The organism is Symploca atlantica LB2515, assembly GCF_052546295.1.
In genome coordinates this window covers 5,275,261-5,300,598 of the sequence record NZ_JBQWMT010000001.1, presented here as the reverse complement: position 1 = coordinate 5,300,598, position 25,338 = coordinate 5,275,261, and the positions used below count along the sequence as shown (strand labels likewise).

23 protein-coding genes and 1 tRNA gene are annotated in these 25,338 nt (G+C 43.5%); 16 read left to right on the top strand and 8 right to left on the bottom strand.

Annotation, left to right across the window (positions count from 1 at the left end; all coding sequences use genetic code 11):
* Positions 1-91: 91 nt before the first annotated feature.
* From ACT7WV_RS22070 to ACT7WV_RS22060, 3 genes are all read left to right on the top strand, one after another.
* Complete coding sequence (locus tag ACT7WV_RS22070; RefSeq protein ID WP_445104939.1) at positions 92-955, top strand: universal stress protein; 864 nt, start codon at positions 92-94, stop codon at positions 953-955.
* Positions 956-1,091: 136 nt separating this feature from the next.
* Positions 1,092-1,373 carry a hypothetical protein gene (locus ACT7WV_RS22065; protein ID WP_445104938.1) on the top strand — a complete coding sequence of 94 codons (282 nt, stop codon included), beginning with the start codon at positions 1,092-1,094 and terminating at the stop codon, positions 1,371-1,373.
* Positions 1,370-3,442: an AAA family ATPase gene (locus ACT7WV_RS22060; RefSeq protein ID WP_445104937.1), complete on the top strand. Its 2,073-nt coding sequence runs from the start codon at positions 1,370-1,372 to the stop codon at positions 3,440-3,442. Before ACT7WV_RS22065 ends, ACT7WV_RS22060 begins: the two co-directional genes overlap by 4 nt.
* Before the next feature lie 40 nt (positions 3,443-3,482).
* Here the strand turns inward: ACT7WV_RS22060 and rpsU are convergent, their stop codons facing one another.
* Positions 3,483-3,668 (bottom strand): 30S ribosomal protein S21, encoded by a 186-nt coding sequence (gene rpsU, locus ACT7WV_RS22055; protein ID WP_445104936.1) that lies wholly within the window; start codon positions 3,666-3,668, stop codon positions 3,483-3,485.
* Between the two features lie 143 nt (positions 3,669-3,811).
* Positions 3,812-4,111 (bottom strand): RNA recognition motif domain-containing protein, encoded by a 300-nt coding sequence (locus tag ACT7WV_RS22050; protein WP_445104935.1) that lies wholly within the window; start codon positions 4,109-4,111, stop codon positions 3,812-3,814.
* A 314-nt stretch (positions 4,112-4,425) separates the two neighbouring features.
* Between ACT7WV_RS22050 and ACT7WV_RS22045 the strand changes: the two genes are divergently transcribed.
* Positions 4,426-4,893, top strand: coding sequence for a DNA phosphorothioation-associated protein 4 (locus ACT7WV_RS22045; protein WP_445104934.1), 468 nt, complete (start codon positions 4,426-4,428; stop codon positions 4,891-4,893).
* Between the two features lie 81 nt (positions 4,894-4,974).
* Here ACT7WV_RS22045 and ACT7WV_RS22040 read toward each other — a convergent pair whose 3' ends face one another.
* A complete protein-coding gene (locus ACT7WV_RS22040; RefSeq protein WP_445104933.1) occupies positions 4,975-6,576 on the bottom strand; it encodes a DGQHR domain-containing protein in 1,602 nt (533 codons plus the stop codon).
* A 134-nt stretch (positions 6,577-6,710) separates the two neighbouring features.
* Here ACT7WV_RS22040 and ACT7WV_RS22035 point away from each other — a divergent pair, with 134 nt between their 5' ends.
* The 3 genes from ACT7WV_RS22035 to dndC are packed head-to-tail and all read left to right on the top strand — an operon-like array spanning position 6,711 to position 10,412.
* Positions 6,711-7,847 (top strand): DNA sulfur modification protein DndB, encoded by a 1,137-nt coding sequence (locus ACT7WV_RS22035; protein ID WP_445104932.1) that lies wholly within the window; start codon positions 6,711-6,713, stop codon positions 7,845-7,847.
* Positions 7,844-8,812, top strand: coding sequence for an HNH endonuclease (locus ACT7WV_RS22030; protein WP_463424193.1), 969 nt, complete (start codon positions 7,844-7,846; stop codon positions 8,810-8,812). The genes ACT7WV_RS22035 and ACT7WV_RS22030 overlap by 4 nt, the downstream gene beginning before the upstream one ends.
* Positions 8,813-8,840: 28 nt before the next feature.
* The gene (dndC, locus tag ACT7WV_RS22025) at positions 8,841-10,412 is read left to right on the top strand and encodes a DNA phosphorothioation system sulfurtransferase DndC (RefSeq protein ID WP_445104930.1); all 1,572 of its coding nucleotides are present in this window, start codon (positions 8,841-8,843) and stop codon (positions 10,410-10,412) included.
* On the opposite strand, the gene ACT7WV_RS22020 is transcribed toward dndC, so the two are convergent.
* Positions 10,409-11,653, bottom strand: a complete 1,245-nt coding sequence (locus tag ACT7WV_RS22020) for a DUF4336 domain-containing protein (protein WP_445104929.1) — start codon at positions 11,651-11,653, stop codon at positions 10,409-10,411. The genes dndC and ACT7WV_RS22020 overlap by 4 nt on opposite strands.
* A gap of 322 nt (positions 11,654-11,975) precedes the next feature.
* Here ACT7WV_RS22020 and ACT7WV_RS22015 point away from each other — a divergent pair, with 322 nt between their 5' ends.
* From ACT7WV_RS22015 to dndE, 3 genes are all read left to right on the top strand, one after another.
* A complete protein-coding gene (locus ACT7WV_RS22015) occupies positions 11,976-12,470 on the top strand; it encodes a GAF domain-containing protein (protein ID WP_445104928.1) in 495 nt (164 codons plus the stop codon).
* 242 nt (positions 12,471-12,712) lie between these two features.
* Positions 12,713-14,695, top strand: a complete 1,983-nt coding sequence (gene dndD / locus ACT7WV_RS22010) for a DNA sulfur modification protein DndD (RefSeq protein ID WP_445104927.1) — start codon at positions 12,713-12,715, stop codon at positions 14,693-14,695.
* A 117-nt stretch (positions 14,696-14,812) separates the two neighbouring features.
* A complete protein-coding gene (gene dndE, locus ACT7WV_RS22005) occupies positions 14,813-15,208 on the top strand; it encodes a DNA sulfur modification protein DndE (protein WP_445104926.1) in 396 nt (131 codons plus the stop codon).
* A 19-nt stretch (positions 15,209-15,227) separates the two neighbouring features.
* Here the strand turns inward: dndE and ACT7WV_RS22000 are convergent, their stop codons facing one another.
* Positions 15,228-17,633: a CHASE4 domain-containing protein gene (locus ACT7WV_RS22000; protein ID WP_445104925.1), complete on the bottom strand. Its 2,406-nt coding sequence runs from the start codon at positions 17,631-17,633 to the stop codon at positions 15,228-15,230.
* A 268-nt stretch (positions 17,634-17,901) separates the two neighbouring features.
* On the opposite strand from ACT7WV_RS22000, the gene ACT7WV_RS21995 reads away from it, so the two are divergent.
* Together ACT7WV_RS21995 and ACT7WV_RS21990 are read left to right on the top strand one after the other, a co-directional pair.
* Positions 17,902-19,431, top strand: coding sequence for a DNA phosphorothioation-associated putative methyltransferase (locus ACT7WV_RS21995; protein ID WP_445104924.1), 1,530 nt, complete (start codon positions 17,902-17,904; stop codon positions 19,429-19,431).
* 56 nt (positions 19,432-19,487) lie between these two features.
* Positions 19,488-19,561 (top strand) — tRNA-Asp (locus ACT7WV_RS21990).
* A gap of 106 nt (positions 19,562-19,667) precedes the next feature.
* Here ACT7WV_RS21990 and ACT7WV_RS21985 read toward each other — a convergent pair.
* Positions 19,668-20,117: a DoxX family protein gene (locus ACT7WV_RS21985; protein ID WP_445104923.1), complete on the bottom strand. Its 450-nt coding sequence runs from the start codon at positions 20,115-20,117 to the stop codon at positions 19,668-19,670.
* 255 nt (positions 20,118-20,372) lie between these two features.
* On the opposite strand from ACT7WV_RS21985, the gene ACT7WV_RS21980 reads away from it, so the two are divergent.
* The 4 genes from ACT7WV_RS21980 to ACT7WV_RS21965 all read left to right on the top strand — a co-directional run bounded on the left by ACT7WV_RS21980 (position 20,373) and on the right by ACT7WV_RS21965 (position 23,646).
* The gene (locus ACT7WV_RS21980; protein ID WP_445104922.1) at positions 20,373-20,522 is read left to right on the top strand and encodes a hypothetical protein; all 150 of its coding nucleotides are present in this window, start codon (positions 20,373-20,375) and stop codon (positions 20,520-20,522) included.
* Positions 20,523-20,605: 83 nt separating this feature from the next.
* Positions 20,606-22,060 (top strand): glutamate--tRNA ligase, encoded by a 1,455-nt coding sequence (gene gltX / locus ACT7WV_RS21975; protein WP_445104921.1) that lies wholly within the window; start codon positions 20,606-20,608, stop codon positions 22,058-22,060.
* 255 nt (positions 22,061-22,315) lie between these two features.
* A complete protein-coding gene (locus ACT7WV_RS21970; protein ID WP_445104920.1) occupies positions 22,316-22,954 on the top strand; it encodes a hypothetical protein in 639 nt (212 codons plus the stop codon).
* A gap of 140 nt (positions 22,955-23,094) precedes the next feature.
* Positions 23,095-23,646 (top strand): calcium-binding protein, encoded by a 552-nt coding sequence (locus ACT7WV_RS21965; protein ID WP_445104919.1) that lies wholly within the window; start codon positions 23,095-23,097, stop codon positions 23,644-23,646.
* 198 nt (positions 23,647-23,844) lie between these two features.
* Here ACT7WV_RS21965 and ACT7WV_RS21960 read toward each other — a convergent pair whose 3' ends face one another.
* Together ACT7WV_RS21960 and ACT7WV_RS21955 are read right to left on the bottom strand one after the other, a co-directional pair.
* Positions 23,845-24,096, bottom strand: a complete 252-nt coding sequence (locus ACT7WV_RS21960; RefSeq protein WP_445104918.1) for a DUF4926 domain-containing protein — start codon at positions 24,094-24,096, stop codon at positions 23,845-23,847.
* A 240-nt stretch (positions 24,097-24,336) separates the two neighbouring features.
* Positions 24,337-25,209: a shikimate dehydrogenase gene (locus ACT7WV_RS21955; RefSeq protein ID WP_445104917.1), complete on the bottom strand. Its 873-nt coding sequence runs from the start codon at positions 25,207-25,209 to the stop codon at positions 24,337-24,339.
* Positions 25,210-25,338 lie beyond the last annotated feature (129 nt).

The window sequence follows — 25,338 nt, the reverse complement described above, 5'->3', positions numbered from 1 at the left end:
CTTGACAGTGCGGGCTACACAAAAGAACAAAAATGGCCCAGTCATTAACTCAAAAATTGTCGGATAGGCTCTAAATAATCGGGGGCAAAACATGAAAAGAATACTCCTTTGCACTGATGGCTCTCCTTACTCTCGGACCGGCTATGAGTACGCAGCTTGGTTAGCAAATCATATGTCAGCCTCAATTGAGGTCCTCTATGTCACAGACCTCCGAAAAAGCGGTTTAACTACGACTGGTGATTTGAGCGGTAGCATTGGCATTGATTCTTATAAGCAGCTTTTGGATAAGTTGGTTAAGCTGGAACACGAAAAAGCCAAAATCAACCATCAAAGAGCCAAAATTATTCTTCAGGAAGCAGGAGAGTTTTTGGCGGCTCAGGGGGTTGGTTATGTTAAGCTAACCCATCGCACCGGTTTTTTAGTAGATAGTTTCCATGAATTGGAAGAAAGAGCCGATTTAATTATGCTCGGTAAACGGGGTGAAACTGCTAGTTTTGCCACGGAACATCTCGGTGCTAATTTAGAACGAATAGTGCGCTCTAGTCATAAACCCTGCTTAGTTACTTCCCGTACTTTTCAACCGATCAAGCGTTTATTATTGGCTTATGATGGTGGTAACAGTTGTCAGAAAGCACTAGAGTTTTTGGTGGACTTGCCTGCTTTTAAGGGACTGGAAATTCACCTACTGACTGTGGCAAAACACCACGGAGAAGAGTCAGCTCTGGAAAACTTGAAAATGGCTGAAACTAAGGTACGCGAAGCTGGCTTCGAGCCAATTTGTCAAATGCTATCTGGCGATCCGGAACAGGTAATGACTAGCTATGTAGAAGAACATGACATCAATTTTCTGATTATGGGTGCCTACGGACACAGCCGAATTCGTCATTTAGTAATTGGTAGTACAACGGCGCAAGTACTGCGCAGCTGTCATATACCAATTTTGTTGTTTAGATAATATCAAGTAGCCATCACCCTCTCAGCCAGAGTTAAGTCTTTTTTCTCGGTTTGTTCGGGTGATGGGTACAGCCGAGGCTAATCAGAATAGCAATAATAATTACTGGAGTATCTAGGGAGAAAAATTATCAAAAGTAATGGAAAATTTGTTGTCAGCTTCAGAGCCGTACAGAGTTAGTACTTTTAACTATTCAAGTGGTGTTACTACAGTTAAACCGAAATTTCTTGCCGAGAAATCTTCCTCCTACAATCGGCATAACAATTCTAGTGACGTGCAAGATTCAATTGACAACGCTCCGCCAGAAGTACGCCGGATTATTAAACGGGTATTGCAAGCTGAAAAAGATAAAATTTATCTGAAAACGCCACGCAATATTAATGATGATATTCTGAAAATTATCAAGGAAGAAGTGCTATGAAGCTGACTTCCCTTAAGCTTTGCAACTTTCGTCAGTTTTATGGCAGAACTCCAACAGTTATTCTGGCGTCTGGTCAACAGAATACAACTATTATTCATGGTAATAATGGCGCTGGTAAAACAACACTGATGAATGCCTTTACCTGGGTACTCTATGAAAGATTTAGCGCCGCTTTTGCCTCCCAAGAACAATTAGTTAACAAGCGCGCCATTAGTGAGGCTGAATTTAATGAGCCGGTAGAATGCTCAGTAGAGCTAAGTTTTGAACACCATAACAAGCTTTATCAAGCAAAGCGCTTATGTCGGGCTTACAAAACTCAGACTGGAGTTGAACAAGCTCCTAGTGAATTGTACCTCCAGGTAGCAGAAGATGATGGACGATGGTTACTACCTCAACAATTACCAGAAGACATTATTGGTCGGATTTTGCCTGCTAGCTTGCATCAATACTTCTTTTTTGATGGAGAACGAATTGAGCAAATCGTACGCTCTGATAAAAAAGCTGAAATTGCTGAAGCTACCAAAACTTTACTGGGAGTAGAGCTATTAAACCGTTCGATTAATCATTTGAAAGTAGCTAAAAAAAGCTTGGAAGCTGAGCTGTCTTTAATTGGAGATGCTGAAACAAAAAAACTCTTGAGAGAACAAAAAACACTGGAAGAAGAAAGCAGTTTGTTAATAAATCGTCAAGCTGAAATTGACCAAGATTTAGAAGCACAAGCTGAGTTGAAAAGAACAGTAAGCAATCGATTATTAGAACTTAGTGGTTCTCAGGAGTTACAGCAGCTACGAGATGAACTGGAATCTCAAAGAAAATTAATCCGGGAACAGCTAAAACAGTCTCAAACTGCATTAAAACGAACAATTTCAGCCAGAGGTTATACGGTTTTACTTTCCCAGGTGACAGCGGAATTTCGGGTGCTTACCAATGATTTGAGGGAAAGAGGCGAGTTACCTGTAGGTATTAAACAGCAATTTATTGCCGATTTACTTAATCGACAACGCTGTATCTGTGGGAATGAGTTAGCTGAGGGAACTGAGGCGCACCATCAGGTAAGTGCCTGGATGAATAAAGCGGGAGTTGCTGACGTGGAGGAAATAGCAATTCGTCTCGGTGTTCAGGTAGAAGAGATTGATAAGCAAGCGCTGACATTTTGGCAAGAAGCCGATAGTCAACAAGCAAATATTGCTCAAGGAAGAACCGAACTTTCTCGGATTGAAACGCAGCTAGATGATCTTAAAATAAAGCTCAGAAATTTTCCTAATGAAGACATTAGTGAGTTGCAAAAGTCCTTAGATAAAACTGACAATAAAATTCTGGAATTAACTTTGGAAAAAGGAGCTTCTCAGCAGAAAATTGAACGACTGAAAACCGATACTGAGGTAAAAGCCAAGCAGATTGCCCAGCATAAAATGAATCAAAATAAGCAGGCGTTGGCACAGCGGCGGATTGCCGCTACGCAGGATTCTATCGATAGATTAATTGAGATGAGAGGGCAGCTAGATCAGCAATTTCGTATCTCTCTAGAGGCGCGGGTTCAGGAAATATTTAACTCAATTTCCTTTACTCCCTATGTTCCTAAGTTGAGTGACAAATATGAGTTGACACTAGTAGAAAGTACAGCAGGCGAAGAAACACTAGTTGCCGCTTCTACCGGAGAAAACCAAATTTTAGCTCTATCATTTATTAGTGGTATTATCAACCGGGTGCGGGAGTGGGTTCAACAAGAAACCAACATGCTCATGGGACCAGATAGTAGTACTTTCCCGGTAGTTATGGATTCGCCGTTTGGTAGTTTAGATGAAATCTACCGCAGGCGAATTGCGCAAACACTTCCCCGATTAGCTAATCAATTAGTAGTTTTAGTAACTAAGACTCAATGGCGAGGAGAAGTTGCCCAAGAGATGACTCCTCACATAGGAAAAGAATATGTTCTTGCCTACAATTCTCCTAAGTCTGATTGTGAAGAAGATTTCATCGAGTTAGGGGGAGTGCGTTACCCTTTAGTAAAGCCCAGCCCCAATGAGTTTGAATATAGCGAGATTATAGAGGTGGATGATGATTTCTAACTGCATCCACCCAAGCTAATTTCTACAATCTAGTTTTCAGTTATTGGCTACGAAAACGCTTTTTCCGTCTTCTGGCGATCGCTTTACGCTTTTTCTTTTCAATCGGAGTCTCAAAATGACGCAGTCGCTTCATATCAGCAAAAATACCTGCTCGCGAAACCTGACGCCTGAACCGACGTAGTGCCGATTCGATGCCTTCTTTTTCGCCCACAGTTACTTGGGTCATTCGTTTGCTCCTGAGTATGGGTTAGTTGCTCAGCAGTTGCGCCATCTCTCCAAGAAGAGGTAACAGAGCTAGAGTTAAGCAACCTGCTTGCTCTGCCTTGTTGACTCACTGCCTTTTTTAGGTTACATCCTTAGCGCTAAAGCTTAGTAGCGTCTAGAGAACCCCTCGCGGGTATTACTGTTGCTGCGTTCTCCTTTATCCTCACGAGGCCTTGCTTTATTCACCCTAATATCGCGACCCATCCACTTAGCACCATCAAGGGCTTCAATCGCAGCAGCCTCTTCGTCTTCAGAATCCATTTCCACAAAGCCAAAGCCACGAACTTGACCAGTCTCACGGTCCGTAGGTAGCTTAACCCGTTTTACAGTTCCATATTCTGCGAAGATCTCACTAATGTCTTCCTGGGTGACTTCGTAAGACAGGTTGCCGATATAGATTGACATGAAGCGTCTCCAGAATCAAACAAATGCAGAGATTTTAGATTCGGAGATACGCTTCTTCTATGCAATGAGAAGTTTTTCAGCCGAACACAAAGCTCTACAAATGGTCAGTATACCATAAGTTTTTTCCCTAGCAATGCTATGCTAAAAGTTGCTTGTCAATAGGTACTTGGCTGACCAGCAAGGTTAATTTTTATTAAATTTGCTTGCTCAGAGGATTCAGTCCAGCTAACTAACATTACCATCAGTAACCCCACTTAACAAGCTTAATATTGGAAAAAGGTGAATAATTCAAGAAACTACTAGATATTAGGGTAATGGCAGCAAATAGACTTAGAGTGGCTAAAGACAAGGCTGATTTGATGAAAGCCTTAGTAGCATCAGACAGCACAACTGGGCCTTTCTCAACCTACGCTGATGCCATGGTCTTTGCAGCTAGCTGGGGAGCAAAACGCAAAAAGCGAACCCCCTTAGGAACAATATCCCAAAAAGAACCGGCTCCTATTAGTTTAGAAGTTTTTATCTCTAGAGGATACGAGCTAGTAATTAAACTATTAGCGATCGCAGCCACTAAAAATGCTAAGATAATCTCCCCTAACGATGACAAATCAGAAGAAGAACGTCTGCACATTTTTGAAGAATATGCTAACGGTGGGTTAGAGATTTTGCGAGAAGAGTTACGAGGAACTGTAGATTATTCAGAGCGCCTTTTGTTAATGATAAATTCCGAAAGATTTAAGCAAGAAACTACAGAAGAAGATTTTGACTTAAGCCGATTTCTCTAAAAGATAAAAATGGTGTTTAGCAATCCTAAATAAATTGTGAAAACCGCCTATTTCATCTCTTGTTCATCAGGGGTTTTTCATCTATAAAATATTAGGCAATCCGACCTCCTTGGGTTTAACAAATTCACCAGCAAAACTCATCGACTGATTTTTCCCCATAGTTCTAGCATCAGCCACAGCCATCCGCAGTTCAGCGCGATCCATGGCATCTTGTACACCACCCAAGAGATAGACAATTAACTTCGTGGCTAAGTCTCGTCCCGCCACCAGCACTCGCTTCCTATTGGGGTCGTACAAAACTCCATACCAGGGAGAATGAGGGTAATCCATGTGACTAAAGCCGCCATTGCCATCGTATTGCCGCAATTTCTCGAAGATGCTTTCCAAGGAAAAACCCTTTTTAAAAACCAAAATTCCCAAAGCATGAGCAAAAGCAATTTGACCCACCGGACGGAACAACAGATTACCTTCTCCTCCTCCCTTTTCATGGTCGAACCGACGTAATTTGGGTGTTTCTATGCCATTTTCTAATCGTTGATAACTGGGTAGAGTAGTTAAATAGTCGAAAAACTCTTTAAATGTCTCAATTCCCGCTGCTAATTCTTCATCGTCAGGACGCATGGGAATTAGATTTTTATGATTGGCAGATTTCCACTGAGGAAATTTGTACTCTAAATAGCGTACTGACATGTCCTTGAGGGCTTGAAGAGTCGTTAAAACAGTTGACTTGGCAGCAACAGTAGCGCTGTTCCAATTAACACGAGGATTGCGATCTTCTATATCTTTAAGTAAAGGATGAATAACGGCAATTTTTCTAGCGACAATGGAAAAACCATTATCTTCATCTAATTGAGTTAACTGACCTTTAGTTAGGGGTACAGCCATCAGGTTGACATGAACAAAAATAGACCTCACTCGTCGTCTAGCCTGTTCGCGAGTCTCCCCAGCTACAACGGCGGCAATGAATTCTATGCCGATTTTTTCTTTTGCCAGGTTTTGTAAATAAGTAGGATCTAACTGATACTCTTTTTTCAGGTCTTCAACTGTAATAAATGCCTCTGAAGGCTTTTTATCCTTTTTGTAGCGCTGCAGTTTTCCTGTTTGGATTAATTGCATTAAACCCTGTACGCCCATGAGTCGGTGTTGACCGTCTAAGGCAAAGATAGTCACATCCTGAGAAAGGTTTAATAGTCCGACTTTGGCGTCTTTGTCTAGGGAGGCAAATTCCGTGGCAGATTGCTTGGCCCTTCCTTGAGAATCCCATTCGGTGGCTTTAGGGTTATCCACCCAAGGTTGACTGATGACGACTAGTACTGGCGGGAATTTGTGGTTTTTCCGCACTGCTAAATATTGGGCTAAGGGCGCTTGGCGTGACCAATCTAGGGGGCGCTGCTGAATGTCTTCTATGGTTTCGGCGTCGATTTCTAGGTTGTCGGCGTCTGGGTTGAATTTTTCTCGGAAAAGGGGCAAGCGTGAGGCGAAGCGCACTCTACTGGCAAACCATTCTAGACTGACGGAACCAATATAGGCTTCAGAACCACCCATTTCTATTTTTTGTACCAGGATTTGGTCATTGCGGGCTAAATAGCGGTCGAGTAGTAAGGCAAGTGCCTGTTTTTCCTGGTTTTCTGTTGCCAAGATTTGACTAGCAATATTCGCGGTAGGGTCAGTTGAGTCTTTCATGGGTAGGATTTTGTCAAAAAATGGCTTTTAAAAACTATCAACTATATATTTTGATGTCAATTAAAGTTTTTAAAAACTTATAGGATATGCAATACTGAAAATAGGTATAGAACTGAGACTGAGTATTTATACTTATGACTGTCTTCGAGTACGTCTTGCCAGTGATCCGAGGGATTCAGGCGGGACATGAATATTATGTATCGATGTGTCCTGTGCGGTTTCTTCCCAAGCTGTTTTTTAGCGATGGCGAGGATATTTCGCCAGAAATGAGGGCAAAGCGATCGCTTAGTCGAAATCGTGTGCCGGAAATTGCTAGATATATTTTGAACAATCCCACAAACTACACCTTCTCGGCAATTACCGCATCTATTGACGCCAACATCACCTTTGAACCTATGGGTACTGAGGGGGATGCTTGGAAATTTGGGCGTTTGCGGGTGCCGATGGATGCGCGGTTTTCTATCCAAGACGGTGAACACCGCAAGGCGGCTTTTGAGTTGGCACTCAAAGAAAATCCAGAACTGGGGTATGAGACAGTCGCGGTGATCTTTTTTTTGGATCTTGGTTTGGAACGTTCTCAACAGATATTTACTGACCTTAACCGCTATAGTGTACGACCGGATAGTTCACTGAATATACTTTACGACCAGCGTGACCCTAGGGCGCAGTTAGTTAGGGCTGTCGTTAAGAAAGTTAAGGTTTTCAGTCAGCTTACGGATTTTGAACGCAGTACTCTGCCTGGTGGTTCGAGTAAGCTATTCACCCTAAATAGTGTCTATAATGCAACTCTTGCCCTGCTGGCAAATCATCTTAATCCTTCTGACTCTTCCCTGCGAAGAGGGAAGCTAGGGAGAAAATCTGGTTTGGGAGGTGGGGAAGATGATTCACTTTCTGGGCAGATTGAGTTAGCTGCCTGTTTTTGGAATGCAGTTAGCAGTTATTTGCCAGAGTGGGAGCAAGTTTTGCACCAGGAGGTTGAGGCGAGGGAAGTACGAAGGGATTATGTGCACTGTAGTGCGATCGCATTGGCAGGATTGGGTGAAATGGGTGCCACTTTGATATTGATTTATCCAGAAACTTGGCAAGAACATCTATTAGGACTAGCACAAATCGACTGGTTACGTTCTAATGTTGATTGGCAAAGGCTAATTACGTCTAAGGTTAGTGTAAGTCGAGTGAGTACTTATCTGAAGACGCGTTTGGGTTTACCGTTAACTACGGAGGAGGAGAGTGTGGAAAGTGGTTCTAGAATGGTGGGGAGGGAGAAGTGAGTCAAGCGTCAGAGTCAGGAAGTCGGCACAATCTAGCGTATTATTGCAAAGCTTTTTCTGATCTCAAAGTGTATCAGGGTAAGGCTCTCAATAAACCCATATTGCTCTTATCTGTAATTGAACTAATCACACAAGGGATAATCAAGGATAAGTACATTCCTATCTCTGATGAATTGATTGATACATTCAAGAAGTATTGGTCTGTACTGGACTCTGGGAACTTTAAAAGCAGTGATTTTGCACTTCCCTTTTTTCATCTCAAAAATGAAGATTGCAGATTTTGGAAACTAGAATTTAGTTCAAATTATGAGGGTGGTCGCCCTCAATCAATTCCTAAGCTAAGGCATGATGTTGACCGCGCTTGCCTAGATGATGAACTCTTTAATTTACTAGAAGACGAGGTTTATAAACAAGAATTAATTGATACGCTAGTTGCCATTTGGTTCTCAGCTAACAAAAAGCAACTTGAAGATATCCTCCAAGTTAATCAAGATTTTCAGGAATCTACTCAGCAAGAAGTTAAAATATTGAGGGAGTCAGAAAATTTGGATGGAGAACCCAAAATTTATCTCAAAAAATCAATCGTTAGAAATGCTTTTTTTCGGAAAGCGGTTGTACATATTTACAACTACCGATGTGCCTTTTGCGGTTTGAAAGTAATCAAAAAACTTAATCAGAGTATTGTGGATGGTGCACATATTAGACCGTTTTCCTTATTTTACGATAGCCAAGTAGATAATGGTATTTCCTTCTGCAAAAACCATCATTGGGCGTTTGATCATGGCTGGTTTGGTATAGATAAGAATTACAAGATTATAGTTGCAGGCGATTTGCAAGAAGAATCACCCCATGCTAAACCCATGAAAGATTTTCACGGAGAAACTTTGCTGCTACCAAATTCCGAGAAATATTACCCGCGAATGGAAGCAATACAGTGGCATCATCAAAATGTGTTTAGAACCTAAAAAAAGGTAAATTTAAGAGGTTTTATACATGATAAAAGTCCAGCAAGGCTCATTATTTCCACCGCGAAATATTGCGGAGTTAGTAGAAGACATACAAGAACTGACAGAAGAAATTCAAAAACTATATTGTCAAGAAGATATACCAATTGTTATTGGCTGGAGTGGAGGAAAAGACAGTACCTGCCTACTTCAGTTGATCTGGAATGCGATCGCCTCCTTGCCAACAGAACAGCGTACTAAGACAATTCACGTTATTACAAATGATACTCTTGTAGAGAACCCTGTTGTTTCTAGCTGGGTACGCAAATCTTTAGAGTTGATGAAGGTTTCTGCCCAAGAACAGGGAATACCGATAGAACCACATCTAACCTATCCTGCTATTAAAGATACATTCTGGGTTTGTTTAATTGGTAAAGGCTATCCGGCACCGAGACAGCGTTTTAGATGGTGTACTGAACGCCTCAAGATTAAACCTGCTGACTCTTTTATTCGCGAAGTGATTAGAACTAGCGGTGAAGTGATTCTCGCACTCGGTACTCGCAAGGCTGAAAGCGTTAAGCGGGCTGCAACCATGGCAAAGCATAGAGAATGGCGGGTACGGGATCACCTCAATGCTAATCCTAGCAGACCAAATTCTTTAATTTATCTTCCTATTGAAGATTGGCGTACTGATGAAGTTTGGATTTACTTGAATCAGTGGCAAAATCCTTGGGGTCAAAATAATAAAGATTTGTTCGCAATGTACCGAGGTGCAACAGCAGATAATGAATGTCCCCTAGTAATTGATACCTCTACTCCTAGTTGTGGAGATTCTCGTTTTGGCTGCTGGGTTTGCACAATGGTTAGCCAAGATAAATCTATGGAAGCGATGATCCAAAATGATGAAGAGAAAGAATGGATGCAGCCTCTGTTAGATATCCGCAATGAATTAGATATTAAGAACGATCGCGATAAGAGAGACTTCCGACGTATCTATGGCAAAGTCGAACTCTTTGAACGCAAAATCGGTGATGATGAAACTTCTGTTGAACCGATTCCGGGCCCTTATACTAAATATTGGCGGGAACATTGGTTGAGGCGAGTTTTAGAAGCACAAACTAAAGTCCGCCAAACAGCACCAGAAAACATGCGCGACATCACCCTAATTACCAACGAAGAACTTAGCGAAATTCGCCGCATCTGGTTAGAAGAAAAACACGAATTTGACGATAGCTTACCCCGCATATACAAAGAAGTGACTGGCGAAACTTTCCAAGACATCCGCCTTGGTGCTGGTGATAGCCTCTTGGGTAGCGATGAATGGACAGTACTCGAAGAAATTTGCACCGATGACGCCATGCACCTAGAACTAATGGCAAAGCTGCTAGATACAGAACGCCAATATTACACCAAGTCTCGCCGGGTGGGGATTTACGAAGATATAGAAAAATGCTTCGTTACCAGTTCTCGATCTAAAGAAGAAGCGATCGCCAATGCCCACCTCAAAAGAGATTTAAAAACTGCTGCCAATGAAGGTGATGTTGCCGCGATTAAACAGCTAACTTGGGCGGATTTGAAGTTCTCCAACCAAGATGCAGATCAAGAAGATCTCGACGATTAAACCTTGTCTTGCGGCGGTGGTGTAATGCCAAACCTGTTCAAACCTTCGTCTAGCTTCCGGAGGAATTCAACATCTTCCTCTGGCAGAAGCTGACTTTCCTTACCCAACCAACTCTCAGCCACGGCAGGCTTTTTCTCCAAGAAAGTGAACGCTTGCCGAAACTGATTTGGCCCCGCCTCAATCGGTGAATCCAAATGGCAAGGAACGATGCGCTGGAAATTCCAACTTGCCACCTTATCTGCCCAATCGATGGTTTCCTGTGATGCCCGATTGAGAATCAGAGTCTGTAGAACTGGTGCCACTAAAAGGCGTCCGCCCCCTCTTAGTGTGGCAAATGACTGCTGCCAGTTATCTTGCCAACGGAAAGGAAATAAGCCAAAATACGCCTTTTTTGACCGATCCGACGCTTTGAAAGCATTACGCAATGCCTGCCCCCAGCCGATTACCTCCAAGGCACTTGGCTGGAAGTAGAAGGTAAATAAAGAGATGCGTTGCCATCCTTTGCGGCGACTTTCCCCAGTATCTTCGACAAGATCAGAGGCATTGTCCTTGGCATGGAAAAGCAAAGGGTAGGGGTCAAGTTGCAGAATTTCCGGCGGTTCCTCTGGCACAGCCAGTACCACATCTGTCACTAATAGCGTACGCGATCGCTTGTCGAAAAAAGCAACCTCTTCAAACCTTCCTGGCCCCAGTTCAATCGGGCCAAGTACCCCATAGTCGAACTGACTGGCAAAGGGAACTTGGCTGCTATCTTCTGGGAGTACCTGAGTGCGTTCTTTGGGCAAACCAAGCCAACTTAAGGGAAGATTCAGTGGAAAACTCCATTGGTTGGGCGCAACAAAAACCTGCGCTTGGGGAAAGCATCTGGCGAAAGGACCAACAAAAGCTTTATGCTCTATACCGGAGATTGTAGGCAGAATAATATACTTAATATCACCGTGCTTTGCCACTAACTCCTTAACCAGCCTAATACACTCAGGAGTTGGTGCCACTGGCGCATAGACCAAAAGACCACCTTCAGAAAGTTTAACCACACTCATGCGAATCGGCACAACTACATAGAAAATGCCCTGTAGCTGGTCAAAAGTCCAAACCGTATCTCTAACTACTTCCTGGCGGAGGGTTCGCCGCCTACCATAGGGGTATAGTGGCACGATAGGCCAAAAAGACCACGACAAATCCCTGGAATTGACACTCGAACCAACCTGTTGCCCTTGCATCTGGAACTTTGACCTCGACATGCACGTCTCCTGCGCTTCCATCGTGGTTCTAGCTATTTTACGACTCCTCAGCTAATTCTGAAAATTTCAGGTATTTTTATTGCTAGCAATCCTCAAACTGTTTCGAGAACCTTTCGAGGCTTCGTATTCATCAAGTAGTGTTCGGATAGAGGATTGCAAAAAAAATAACTTCCCTTTCAGACGCTTCCCGTCGTAATCCCCCATTTTGCCAGAGATTCCTGGGGATGCCAATCTACTTGCTATGAGGTCTGATGAGATTGATAGCCACGCCAGCAGGTAATATAGAGATCTGTAAGATTACGCAAGAACTACCCAAATTCTTATGTCCGATCCAGGATTACAAAGAGTTTTTGACCACCTTGCTGCTACCTTAGCTAGAGATAGTTTAGTAACAGAGACTCTCAACAATTTAAGAGAACACCTCCAAGTCGATCGCGTAGTTTTATATTACTTTTATCACCAATGGAAGGGTCGAGTTACCTTTGAATCTTTGAGTGCTGAAGAATTTTCTATTTTCGGTTCAACGGGCCCTGATAAGTGTTTTAATGATCAGTATGCCGCACTGTATCAAGCCGGAAGAGTGCGAGCAATTCCAGATATTGAAGCAGAACCCATCACAGAGTGCCACCGAGATTTCTTGCGCAATCTACAGGTTCGCGCCAATCTAGCAATACCAATCTTGACGAAGAAAGGATTGTGGGGACTCCTCATTGCTCATAACTGCCAAGATACTCGTTCTTGGTCACAAGTCAATGTCGAAGCCATGGAGAAAGGAGCGAAAAACCTGGCGAACTCTCCTGTTGTCCTGGGTAGCTAAGTCACGACTTGAGAGGTCAAGTTTTCAATTAAATATTAATTAACAGCGGGTGGTTTAACAAATGTTAAAACACCTTTTTTTCTGTTACTATATTACTCTCACATTAAAATTGCAATTCTGCTAAAAATCCAGGAAACTATTTGGGATTGTTAACTACTTACCTAAATACTCATAACCAGAAAAACCAAATTCTAAACAATAAAACTCAAAAACAGTAACTATCTTAAAATCTTAACTCAAAAGTGATTTTTCTTGAACTAGTACTAGAAAACTTCGGGCCCTATTTTGGTCGTCAGGTAATCAATCTTCGTCCAGAGGCTGAAGACAACCTGCGTCCAATTATTCTGTTTGGTGGTATGAACGGGGGCGGCAAAACCACCCTCATGGATGCCCTGCGTCTTGCCCTTTACGGACAACGAGCTCAATGTTCTACCCGTGGTAACTTGGGCTATAGCGAATTTCTCACTCAGTCAGTTAACCGCAATACGCCACCCAACGAAAAAACCCGGATAGAATTAGCTTTTGAGCACATCCAGAATGACCAACAGGTAGAGTACAGAATACTAAGAACTTGGACTAAAAACCCGAAAGATGGTAAAGATCATTTAGGAATTCTCGATGGTGATTGGCCAGATGTTGCCTTAGCTAACACCTGGGATGAGTATATTGAAAATCTACTGCCCATCGGAATTTCTAACCTGTTTCTTTTTGATGGCGAACAAGTCAAAGAACTTGCTGAACTAGAAACTCCACCTCCTCCTGTTGTTGAAGCTATCCAATCACTTTTAGGGCTAGAACTCGCTGAACGTCTATCCGTAGACTTAGAGATTTTAGTTAGTCGCAAACGCAAGGCGCTTGCTGATGCCAAACAACTGGCAAATATAGAAGAAATCGAACAACAATTGCAGCAATATAAAACCGAACATGAAGCTGCTTACCAAGAATTAGCAAGTCTACAAAGTTATTTAACAAAAGCTCACAAAGAACAACGCCAAGCTGCCGATAAATTTATCTCAGAAGGCGGCAAAATTGCCGGAGAACGTAGCCAATTAGAGCGTCAGTTAGAGGATTATCGTGCTAATTTGCAACAAGTTCGTGAGAACCTGATTGAATTGGCATCTGGCACATTGCCTCTAACTTTAATTCAACCTTTACTTACTCAAGCACAAGTTCAAGGAGCAACAGAAACTAGTTCTTCTCAGGCAAAAATTGCCTTAGAGGTTTTGAGAGAAAGAGATCAACGCCTCCTAGATTGTCTTAATAAACTGACATTACCATCTAAGAAACTCGACAAAATTAAAGACTTTCTCGGTCAAGAAAATCAAACTCTTGAACAAGAAGCTGCTAACTCGGAGCAGTCTTGGTTAGCAGCCGACACAGAAACCCTGAACTACCTGAATCATCTTCTCGATCATCACCAACTAACTCAGAGTAAACAGGCGAAAGAACAACTAATCAGACTACAAGAGATAGAACAAGATATTAATGCAACCGAAAGGCAAATAGCAGTAGCGGCTTCACCAGAAGTTTATCAAAAACTAGAAAATGATCTCCGAGAAGCACAAACTCAACTTGCCAAAAGCCAAGCCGCTTACGAAGCCAAAAAACGTCACCATGACCAACTCAAAGATGCCATAGAAAAGACAAAAAAAGACTTAGCCCGTTACGGTGAGCAAAATATTGACCGTCAGAATGATGAGCATATTATCACTGCCTCAGCGAAAGTCCAACAAACGCTAAAGCTGTTTCGCGAGAAATTAACTTTACGCAAACTAAATCAATTAGAGTCCGTCGTTACTGAGTGTTTTCTCTATCTCTTGCATAAGTCAGATTTAGTGCATCGAGTGGCAATTGATACTCATAGTTTTAGCCTTTCTCTGTATGATTTTCAAGGGCAACCAGTGCCTAAACATCGTCTTTCCGCCGGAGAGAAACAACTATTAGCGATCGCGTTTTTGTGGGGATTAGCCCGCGTGTCAGGTCGTCAATTACCTGTAGCGATTGATACTCCTTTAGGGCGGTTAGATTCTTCTCACCGAACTAATTTAGTTGAGCGTTATTTTCCAGCAGCTTCTCATCAAGTAATTTTGCTTTCTACTGATACTGAGATAGGCAAACTTGAGGTGGAAAGATTAAGAGAAGCAGATGCAATCGCACGGGAATATCTTCTCAGATATGATTCAAGTAAGCGTCAAACAACTACTGAATTGGGCTACTTTTGGTAGGTTGCCTGATAACATCAACTAGATTAATATAGCAATTCTCAATAAGATGTGAACATCTCCCCCTTGTCCCCCTTGTCCCCTTTGGAATGACAATCAAATAGGATTGCTATACACCCCATGAAACCGCCCCTCGACCGCATCAAACTCTCCCAGTCCGCCAAAGACCAACTCAGCAAACTCAAACGTAACACCAAAATCGACCAATGGAATATCCTCTGCCGTTGGGCTTTCTGTCGTTCCCTCGCCGAACCAACTATTCCCTCACCAGTACCAATCCCCACCGACTCTAACTTAGAACTGACCTGGCGTGTCTTCGGGGGAGAGATGTCTGATATCCTGATCATTGCCCTTAAACAACGCTGCTATAATGACGGCTTAGGCTGCGACCAAGAAACCCTAGCCAATCAATTTCGCCTCCATCTGCATCGGGGTATTGGCTATTTAGCAGGTGATACTCATCTTAAAAAGATCGAAGACTTAATTGAAATTGCTATAGCACCTCAAATTTCTTGAAGGCAAAGTTTTAAGGCAATTATTCTTGCTGTTGTGGGTGATTAACTTCCAGCAAAATATGGCTTTGTCGTAGCGGTAATTCCATCGAAAATTCAGTTCCTTGACCAGGTTCAGATTTAACTAGCAACTGACCATGGTGTTTTTCCACCACAATAGAGTGGCTGATGGATAATCCTAACCCAGTCCCTTTGCTGATTGGTTTAGTTGTAAAAAACGGCTTAAATAAGTGGCGACGCACCACTTCGGCCATTCCTGGGCCGTTGTCAGCAATGCGGATGACAATACTGGAAGCACCGCCGTTACCATCAGGTGAATTACTCTCTTTAACTTCAGTGCGAATCCTGATTTGAGGAGCAAGGGTAACTGTTTCGCTACCCTTGTTTAATCTCCTCTCTTCTAAAGCATCAATGGCATTAGCCAGCAGATTCATCAACACTTGATTAATTTGCCCTGGATAACACTCTACTGAGGGCAAGTTTCCATATTCTTTAATTAATTCAATAGCCCTATATTCTCCATTGGCTTTCAATTGATGCTGCAAAATTAATAGAGTACTTTCTAGTCCTTCGTGTATATCAATTAACTGAACCTCTATTTCACTGAGTCGCGAGAAGTTCCGTAAAGATTGAACAATCTCACAAATACGCTCTGCTCCTAATTTCATAGAATTTAGAACTTTTGGCAAGTCATCTACGAGAAACTGAAAATCTATTGCCTCCATTTCCTCATCGATTGCATTTGGGGTATTGGGGTAGTGTTGCTGATAGCAGTTAATAATATTTATTAGGTCTTGAACGTAGCGACTGGCATAATCAATATTGCCGGAGACAAAATTAATTGGATTTTTTATTTCGTGGGCTACTCCTGCTAGTAATTGTCCCAAACTCGACATTTTCTCACTCTGGAGTAATTGTGCTTGGGTTTGGGTGAGTTGCTGCAAGGTTTTTTTGAGTTCTTTAGCCTTGGTACGTTCTCTAGCTTCGGCCTGTTTTCGATCAGTAATATTATTGAGGGTGCCAGTTGTACCATCAATTACGCCCTCGGCATTGATAGTACAGCGAGAATTAACCTCCACCCAGCGATAATTGCCTGCTTGCGTCTGGTAGCGAATTTCATAGCAAGCATCTTGTGTTTGACCTTCAACGAGTTGCTCAAATTGCTCAGAGTGCTTGAGTTGATCTTGAGGGTGAATTAGTTTATAACAGGGAGTGCCTAAGCTTGCCTTCAAGTCAAATCCAGTAATCTCCGTCCAGGCTGGATTAAGAAATGTCCAGAGACCATTAAGGTCAGTCTGGAAGATTACTTCTGTCGCGTTATCCACCACACAACGGTATTTTTCTTGGGTTTGGTATAGTTGCTCTTGAGAATGCTGTAATGTTGCTAATAGCTGATTAATCGCCCTAGCAAGGTGCGATAGTTCATCTTGGCCACTAGTCAGCAAACGCCCAGAAAGGTCACCACTAGTACGAATACTGCTGACGGCGATAGTAAAGCGACTTAAAGGCAGTAGGACTGATTTTTCTAAGAGCAACAGTGTAACCAGACCAAAAAGCAAACCTACTACTAACAGCGCTGCTAGCAGATAACGCAAGCCTTGTTGACCTTGCAGGTAGATGTCTCTGGGGGTATCCACACGCAGTAATAAACCAGAGTGTCCCTGAATGTCCTTGAGTATGGTGTAACCAGCAATTCTCCCAGTACTCAAAGGAGAGACAACAATTGGAGTCTGAGATGGCGATACTCCTTGTCTGAGTCGAATTATTGCTGCTTGGCAGTCACTGGGCAATAGTTTATCTTGCAACGAATAAACACTAAGCTGTAAGCTAGTAAGCTTAGAAAATTTCTTAATTTCAGCTTCGTTGAGGAAACGACCAAAAGTTAAAGCGCCACGAGTAGGAGCAGTCCGATCATTATTCAAAATTGGTCTAGAAGCAACTAGTAGGCTACTTTCTGGTAAAACTACAATTCCTGAAAGGCTGCTATCAACTGTTATCTTTTCGAGTATGCCTGGGTTAGTGCTAAGATATCGTTTCAGGCTTTCGGGAACGGGGGCAGCGGTCTCTTGTTGTAAATTTAGGCCTTTGCCGTAGACAATTCTGCCTGTCGTGTCGGTAAATAACATGACATTGAGCCGGAGGTTAGCAATGGCTTCATCCTGAAGGTTCTCCTTAATGTAGTCTTGGTTGGCATCCTCTACAAAGTTGTAAGTTTCGTCCCACGTTGCCCAATCAACTGTAGTACTGTCTAGTTCCATCAAGTCATTGGTTAAAGCACCGACAACTCGCTTAACATTCTGGTGAGTCTGCTGCAACTCGATTTTGGCAAAACCCTTTAACCAAATTGCTGATAAGCTTTGGTAAAGAGTTATGAGTAGACCGGAAAGCGTCACGCCAATGATCAGCAATGTTTTCTGACGTAGAGTCATGAACTTATGACGTAGGTAATATAAGGTTCTTTGATGAATCGCCCCTAATCTCTATTAAATTGGAATAAAACCGATTGTAGACAAAATGGAAGACAGAAAATTGAGTTGTAATCGCCAGTAACTGGCTGATAGCCTCAATTAACTATTTTCTATTAGCAGTTGATGCTGAGCTTAAAAAATTTAATTGCCTTTACCGTGCCGCTTCTACGCTGAGTAGCGGTAAGTCCCCCTGGCAATGTATATTAACTAAAATGCTCCTGAATCAGCTATGGTAGCTCCCATCCCAGAAGCCCCTGAAATCGAGCGCCACAGAGCCGCGATAGTACGCACTGACATCTCTAAACCGGTGCGATTGGCTATAGAGAGCGCGATATTAACCAAAGATATCACATTTTTCGACTACGGCTGTGGCCATGGTGGTGACAGTCAGCGTCTTACTAAGCAGGGTTATGCCTGTGCCGCGTGGGATCCTTACTACCAACCGAACAATCCCCTGATCCCAGCGGAGGTGGTCAATCTAGGCTACGTCATCAATGTTATTGAAGATCCAGTGGAGCGTCGTGAAGCTTTACTCAAAGCCTGGGAACTTGCCCAAAAAGTCCTAATTGTCTCTGCTCAAGTCTTAATTGATCAAGGTGTTAGTGGTCAAATTGCCTACGGTGACGGTATTGTTACCCGCCGCAATACTTTTCAAAAGTATTACGAACAAGAAGAACTCAAAACCTACATTGACCAAGTTTTAGGCGTGGATGCGGTTCCGGTTGCCTTGGGTATTTACTGCGTTTTTCGTGATGAAGCCCAAGCCGAAAGCTTCCGGGCGTCTCGCTTTCGTTCCCGCACTACTACCCCAAGAATCCGTCTCAGTATTAAGCGGTTTGAGGACTATCAGGAACTCCTTGCTCCCTTGATGGCATTCGTGACAGAACGCGGACGCCTACCGAGTACCGTTGAATTAGCCAACGCTGCCGAACTACTTGAGGAATTTGGCAGCCTACGCCGCGCTTTTCAAGTAGTCTTGCAAGCCACCGACCAAGAAGAATGGGATGCGATCGCAGAAAAACGCCGTAAAGACCTCTTAGTTTACCTTGCCCTGACGCAGTTTGGTCACCGTCCTAGATTTGGTAATCTAGAAAGCGCAGTGCAAAATGACATTAAAGCCTTGTTCGGCAGCTACAAGCAAGCCTGTGTTGCTGCTGACTTAATGCTGTTGAGTGTGGGCAATCTTCGCTTAATTGCCAACTGCTGTAAAAGTAGCGATATCGGTAAACTACTGCCTAACGCTCTCTATGTACATGTCTTGACCTTAGAAGCTCTTAATCCACTACTGCGACTCTACGAAGGTTGCGCTAGCCGCACCATTGGTCGTTTAGATGGCGCTACTTTAGTTAAATTCCACATCAATCAGCCGAAAATCTCCTATTTATTCTATCCCGACTTTGACACTGACCCTCATCCCGCCCTACATACCAGCATGCAAATTGACTTGCGGGATTTACAAGTAACCTATCGGGATTACGAAACATCCCCAAATCCGCCAGTATTGCACCGCAAAGAAACCTTCGTCACCCCCGATTATCCTCTGTATGAGAAGTTTACTAAACTAACTCGCCAGGAAGAAAACTGGGGACTACTGGAGAACAGCCAAACTATTGGCACTCTCAAAGGCTGGCAAAAGTGCCTCAAAGAACACTGTGCTGAGGTTCAAGGCCATCGTGTCTACTGGCGTAAGGATGCTGATCCTTACCGTGTTAAATTATTGCGTGCTGCCCGTAACCAAAGAAGCAAACACCAGAAATAAACAATTGTTTGACAAATACGCGAAGAGCCCTGATAATGGAATACGGCTCGCAGATTGGGACTGTAGTTCAATTGGTTAGAGCACCGCCCTGTCACGGCGGAAGTTGCGGGTTCGAGCCCCGTCAGTCCCGTAGAAACAAAAGAGAGTTAGTCGGTTGATAGCACAACGCTGACCTAAACTATCTCAGCAGCTTAAAGCACAAGCCTTCTGGAGACTCGTACTTTGAGCTGCCTTGACTATCGAGGCATCAAAGACTCCGACTCTGTCGCGACTTCCGAAGCCTCTGGTGTTGTCTTCGAGGGGCGAGTGTACCAGTACGCCCAGGCAATCAACACCGCCTGAAAGGGTAGCCTTGCCCAATAAACTACTTGATTTTGGGGTATTCCCTCAACCTTAATGTTGTGCACAGTCATGTAAATGTTGGCAGGGAATACGGCAATAAATAAGGAAATTAAACCCCATGCTGCTGGCACACTGACCAGGGGAATCAACAAGCCAATGCCACCGAGAATCTCGAAGAAGCCACTAACGTAGACAGAAGCTAAGGGTGGAAATAGTGGCGGTACAATACGAGCATACTGCTCCGGTCTCAGAAAGTGGGTGAGACCGACAACGATAATAGACACAGCCAGAACACCTCGCAGAGTTGCTTTGAGGTGATGACCGTTACGATGTTCAGAATTCATGGAAAATAGAAAGAACGTGCGATCAAACGGTAGAACAAGTGAACTGCAGGCTACCTCTATCGGGAGTTAGCCTTTAATCCTGAGTTTGAAGGAAAATATTGGGTAGAAACCTTGTCCTAGAAGGACGGCCTTACTGATAAAATAGAAAAGGTCAACGACCTACCCGAACGATGGAGACACAAAGCCTAACACCAAAGTTTGCAATTAATGCAACGGCGCAGAAAAATCGGTAGATCGGGAAAAGAGGACAGGGCAATGGTGGACATCCCTGGAATCAAACACATAAGATATCCTTATTGGGATTTCGATACATATGGCGGTGGGACACACCGTATCAGTCTGTGGAGCGAACGTAAGACCAAATCCCTTCAGGGTGGAGGCAGTTGCTATGAAGCAGAAACCTAAGTCGCGAGTCTTAGGAATCCCTAAGCCTTTAGGCTGGGGAGGATGTCAAAAGAACAACTAACTAACACCTGAGAGATGCTTCTGTGACTGTTAGAGTACGTATTGCTCCCAGTCCAACTGGAAATTTACACATCGGTACAGCAAGAACAGCCGTCTTTAACTGGCTGTTTGCCCGTCACCATGGCGGTCAATTTATTCTGCGCGTTGAAGATACAGACCAAACGCGATCGCGCCCTGAATATACCCAAAACATCCTGGAGGGTCTTACCTGGCTAGGATTGAACTGGGACGAAGGACCTACCTTCCAATCAAAACGTCTGCAACTCTATCGGCAAGCAACTCAAAAGCTTTTAGATCAAGGCTTGGCTTATCGCTGCTATTGCACAGCCGAGGAACTAGAAGAAATGCGAGCAGCACAGAAAGCCAGAAAAGAAGCTCCCCGCTATGATAATCGGCATCGTCACCTCACAGCAGAGCAGCGAGCGGCATTTGAAGCCGAAGGACGCAAGCCAGTAATTCGTTTTATGATTGACGATGGTCGGGAGATCGTCTGGAAAGACCTGGTACGAGGTAAAGTTACCTGGAAGGGTTCTGACCTTGGAGGTGATATGGTAATTGCCAGGGCTTCAGAGGAAGACGAGATTGGCCAACCCCTCTACAATCTAGCGGTAGTGGTAGATGACATGGATATGAAAATTACCCACGTCATCCGGGGCGAAGATCATATTGCCAATACAGCCAAACAGATTTTGCTCTATGAAGCAATGGGCGCTGCGGTGCCAGAGTTTGCCCATACACCGTTAATTTTGAATACCCAGGGACAGAAGTTATCAAAACGTGATGGAGTAACTTCGATTTCTGATTTTCAGGAGATGGGCTTTTTGCCAGATGCGATCGCTAATTACATGACTCTGTTGGGTTGGTCGCCACCAGACTCGACTCAGGAAATTTTTAGCTTAGAAGACGCTGCTAAAGAGTTTAACTTTGAGCGCGTTAATCGTGCAGGAGCAAAGTTTGACTGGGCAAAACTGGATTGGTTGAACTCTCAATATGTTCACCAAATGAGTCCAACTCAGCTAGTGGATTTGCTAATTCCCTACTGGCAAACTGCTGGTTTTGAATTTGACCCAATTAGCGATCGCCCCTGGCTAGAACAGTTGGCGGCGGTGATTGGCCCAAGTCTGACTCGCTTACCTGAAGCTGTAGAAATGACAAGTATCTTCTTTACTCAGTCAGTTGAATTTAAGGAAGAAGCCCTTAACCAACTACAACAAGTAGGCGCTAGTGAAGTTGTGCAAGCTATCCTGGAACAGCTTGATCGCAGTGAACAGTTAACCTCAGAAGAGGCGGGGCAAATTATCAAACAAGTGACAAAAGAACAGAAGGTGAAAAAAGGGTTGGTAATGCGATCGCTGCGTGCTGCCCTCACCGGAGATGTCCACGGCCCTGACTTAATAGAATCCTGGCTAATTCTCCAGCAACGCGGTTTAGCCCAAGCCCGCTTACAACAGGCATTGCAGCAAGGCAGTGAAAAATAGATGAGTAAGTGAACTTGATTACAGTCAGGGGTCGGAATCAGCTTGATATTCTCACCCTTGACTCCCTTTCTTCTCGACCACAAATAGTGTAAATATAGTGGTTGATTATCAATTAACTATTTTTAATTAGCGACAAACCCCAGTGTCACCTCAACCGGGGGAGAAGTCAAACTTCAGAGTTTCTGTTTAAGGGAACACAATCAACTAAGCCACAGTCACTACTAAACAATCAAGCCATTAATACCTGATATAAGCGTGCCTTTCACAGCCGTTAGCATACACAAGCAACTGAATCGGCTAGGGAGAAAATTTCTCGGAGCGTTTATTTTGGTAGCCGCAGTCAATCAGATAGAGTATTGTTGGCCTATTCTATCCTGCAATGCAGCTACTTTATCGCGCTTCTGGTGTACTCAGACTACAGGCTGCGACAGTTCTCAAGAAGCTGCGATGGTTGATGGAGGTCTATTTAGGCAAGCTTTGAGCCAGAAGCAGCCACAACCTCAGTTAATTTTCGATAATGTCACAATTGGGCCAAAATTTTCTCCCAACCCAATGAAGATTCGAGGCGTTAGCGGTGGTTCTGTAGCCGCCAGCCAAGTCGCAGATCTTCCTACAACACCAACTGGGCGCTGTTTGGGTTTTGTAGATCAACAACCTGACCATACAGTTGTTTTGACAACCTTCTTCAGTCATCTAAGCATACAAGTAGAAAGTCCAAAAGACACAACTATTGTAATTCGTGGCCCTGGGGGTAGCTGGTGTAACGATGATTTCGAGGGCAAAAATCCTGGCATAACTGGTGACTGGCTGGCTGGTACTTATCAAATCTGGGTAGGTTCTTACGAAAAAAACGACTATCAACCCTACATTCTCAGCATCAAGGAAGTTCGTTAGCTGATAGATGGCAACAAAATAAACAAGATAATTTGGTATTAATAATCACCCAATTGGGTGAGTTGATTGGATGAAGTGCCATCCTTAGCTTGATAATTATTGTGATAGTAGTTCAAGCGTCACATGGGGTCTTAACTACAATGGCTAGATACGGTTCTGATGGAAATGATTTGCTAGAGTCTAAGTCGGGATGGTGGATATTTGGTAATTACGAGGAAACATTGTACGGCTATAGAGGTGATGACACTTTAAAAGGTGGTGACCGCGACGACAACCTCTACGGCGACGAAGACAACGATGACCTCTATGGTTACAAAGGCAGCGACTACTTGTATGGCGGTCAAGGGGATGACATTTTATATGGCAATCAAGGCGATGACTACTTAAACGGTGGTGATGGTGATGACGACCTTGATGCTGGAGAAGGTTATGACACTCTAACTGGTGGAACTGGTGCTGACTACTTTATTTTTGACTCTCCCACAGAGGGGATTGATACTATTACTGACTTCTACTTTGGGGAAGGAGATAAAATAGAAATTTCTGCTGATGGCTTCGGTATTGGCACTACTGAATATAATCGCTTCTTTTATGACAGCAACACAGGCGCTTTGTACTTTGATAATCAACAGTTAGCTTGGCTCAATACTGACTCAGATTTTAATACTATCTCAAATATAGTGATTGTTTAGAAACTTGATGAAAATAGCTCTAGTGCTAACTGTTAAGTGGAGGTCTTGATCGCACGATTAAACTATGGGACATCACGACAGGACGCTGTATCAAAACATTGGTAGGCGATCACTGCTGTCAATTTTATAAGCCTGTAACACTCCTTACAGTGCTTTTCAGCAGCTTTCAATCTTTGCTGCATCTAGATGTTGTACTGTTTAAGCTGTGACTATTTCGGCATTTGTATCAGGAGATGCTGGCTCAAACCAGATCACAATGATCTGATCTGGTCGCAAACCTAACGACTCTGAGGTGCGCCCGTTGCGTAGGCGAAGCCCGCCGCAGGCATCGCTAAATTCAACTTCAAATGCAGTACCCTCTGCTAGTATCTCAACCACCGCAGCAAACTGCCCACGCCACAAATTGTACTGGGGAAGGTCAACTTCACTCGTCCCTGAGGAGAATATCAACGGCGGTTAGAGGGTGACACTTGACCAAGTGTCACCCTCTATTGCCAAATCTGTAGAGAAGGAGCTATTCTTAGTTCAGGTGTGAGGAGACAGTTTAAAGAAAAAGCCCTTGGGGTCGAAACACGGCCAGACTCCCGAGGGTTTTTTCTATTGAAAAATATTAAAATTTTCTCTGTCTAGACCCTAGAGATTAATTTCTCAAGTCGGGAACAGAAGCGTGTTTTGCAGATAATCTGTTCTTTAACCCTCCAGACCTAAATAAGCTCGCAAAGATTGGCGCATTATATCTACTGGTGGCTTTTGTCCCAGCCAGATTTTTAAAGCAGCCGCTCCCTGCTGCACTAGCATTTCCAAACCATTAATAGCAATCGCGCCCTGTTCCTGGGCTTGTTTAAGAAACTGCGTAGGATGAGGAGTATAAATCAGGTCATAGGCGATTGTACCCTCACCGAGATGTTGCATAGTCGCCTGATCGAGAGGAGACTGGTCAACGTGGGGGTACATTCCGACAGGAGTAGTATTAACTAACAAATCTGCCTTGGGAATAAGAGCTGCAACTTCTTCCCAAGGGTGAATAATGATATTTAGTGGCACAGGGGAATTAACCCAGCTTTGCTGAAATTGACTTAACTTTTGTGGATTACGACCAACTACGTGAATTTCAGTACAACCAAGTTGCTGACAACCCACCACCACTGCTCTTGCCGCACCACCATATCCCAAAATTACCGTTGTCGTTTGACCCCAATCCCGATTATCAGTTTGTAAAGGCGCGATAAAGCCTTCTACATCCGTATTAGTGCCACTCCAACCTGCCTCTGTGCGCCACACGGTGTTTACTGCTCCCACGCCTTGAGCAACCGCTGAAACTTCTGATAACAGAGAGATAATTGCTTGCTTGTGGGGAATAGTAACACTAAAGCCAATTAAACCAATGGCATGAAAACCAGCAACTACTGTTGCCAAATCTGCCGCTTTTACTGGCAAGGGCAAGTAGACATAATCTACACTCAAAGATGCGATCGCCGCATTGTGCATCACGGGCGACAAAGAATGCTCAATTGGATTGCCAATCACTCCTAGTAATTTGGTTGTCCCTGTAATTAGCTGCATAACTGTCTTTTTCCACAGCTTTTGTATCTTAACTTAGTTCTTCACTAAGACCTAATTGCACAAGAGGAGTCTACAGTCAGGCAAGAAAATTTTTCATCAAATTATTGGGTGCCAAGTTGATCTTCTCTG

Coding starts and splice junctions, on each gene's coding strand:
- ACT7WV_RS22070 (WP_445104939.1), top strand. CDS start 92: ATGAAAAGAATACTCCTTTGCACTGATGGCTCTCCTTACTCTCGGACC.
- ACT7WV_RS22065 (WP_445104938.1), top strand. CDS start 1,092: ATGGAAAATTTGTTGTCAGCTTCAGAGCCGTACAGAGTTAGTACTTTT.
- ACT7WV_RS22060 (WP_445104937.1), top strand. CDS start 1,370: ATGAAGCTGACTTCCCTTAAGCTTTGCAACTTTCGTCAGTTTTATGGC.
- rpsU (WP_445104936.1), bottom strand. CDS start 3,668: ATGACCCAAGTAACTGTGGGCGAAAAAGAAGGCATCGAATCGGCACTA.
- ACT7WV_RS22050 (WP_445104935.1), bottom strand. CDS start 4,111: ATGTCAATCTATATCGGCAACCTGTCTTACGAAGTCACCCAGGAAGAC.
- ACT7WV_RS22045 (WP_445104934.1), top strand. CDS start 4,426: ATGGCAGCAAATAGACTTAGAGTGGCTAAAGACAAGGCTGATTTGATG.
- ACT7WV_RS22040 (WP_445104933.1), bottom strand. CDS start 6,576: ATGAAAGACTCAACTGACCCTACCGCGAATATTGCTAGTCAAATCTTG.
- ACT7WV_RS22035 (WP_445104932.1), top strand. CDS start 6,711: ATGACTGTCTTCGAGTACGTCTTGCCAGTGATCCGAGGGATTCAGGCG.
- dndC (WP_445104930.1), top strand. CDS start 8,841: ATGATAAAAGTCCAGCAAGGCTCATTATTTCCACCGCGAAATATTGCG.
- ACT7WV_RS22020 (WP_445104929.1), bottom strand. CDS start 11,653: ATGTCGAGGTCAAAGTTCCAGATGCAAGGGCAACAGGTTGGTTCGAGT.
- ACT7WV_RS22015 (WP_445104928.1), top strand. CDS start 11,976: ATGTCCGATCCAGGATTACAAAGAGTTTTTGACCACCTTGCTGCTACC.
- dndE (WP_445104926.1), top strand. CDS start 14,813: ATGAAACCGCCCCTCGACCGCATCAAACTCTCCCAGTCCGCCAAAGAC.
- ACT7WV_RS22000 (WP_445104925.1), bottom strand. CDS start 17,633: ATGACTCTACGTCAGAAAACATTGCTGATCATTGGCGTGACGCTTTCC.
- ACT7WV_RS21995 (WP_445104924.1), top strand. CDS start 17,902: ATGGTAGCTCCCATCCCAGAAGCCCCTGAAATCGAGCGCCACAGAGCC.
- ACT7WV_RS21985 (WP_445104923.1), bottom strand. CDS start 20,117: ATGAATTCTGAACATCGTAACGGTCATCACCTCAAAGCAACTCTGCGA.
- ACT7WV_RS21980 (WP_445104922.1), top strand. CDS start 20,373: ATGGTGGACATCCCTGGAATCAAACACATAAGATATCCTTATTGGGAT.
- ACT7WV_RS21965 (WP_445104919.1), top strand. CDS start 23,095: ATGGCTAGATACGGTTCTGATGGAAATGATTTGCTAGAGTCTAAGTCG.
- ACT7WV_RS21955 (WP_445104917.1), bottom strand. CDS start 25,209: ATGCAGCTAATTACAGGGACAACCAAATTACTAGGAGTGATTGGCAAT.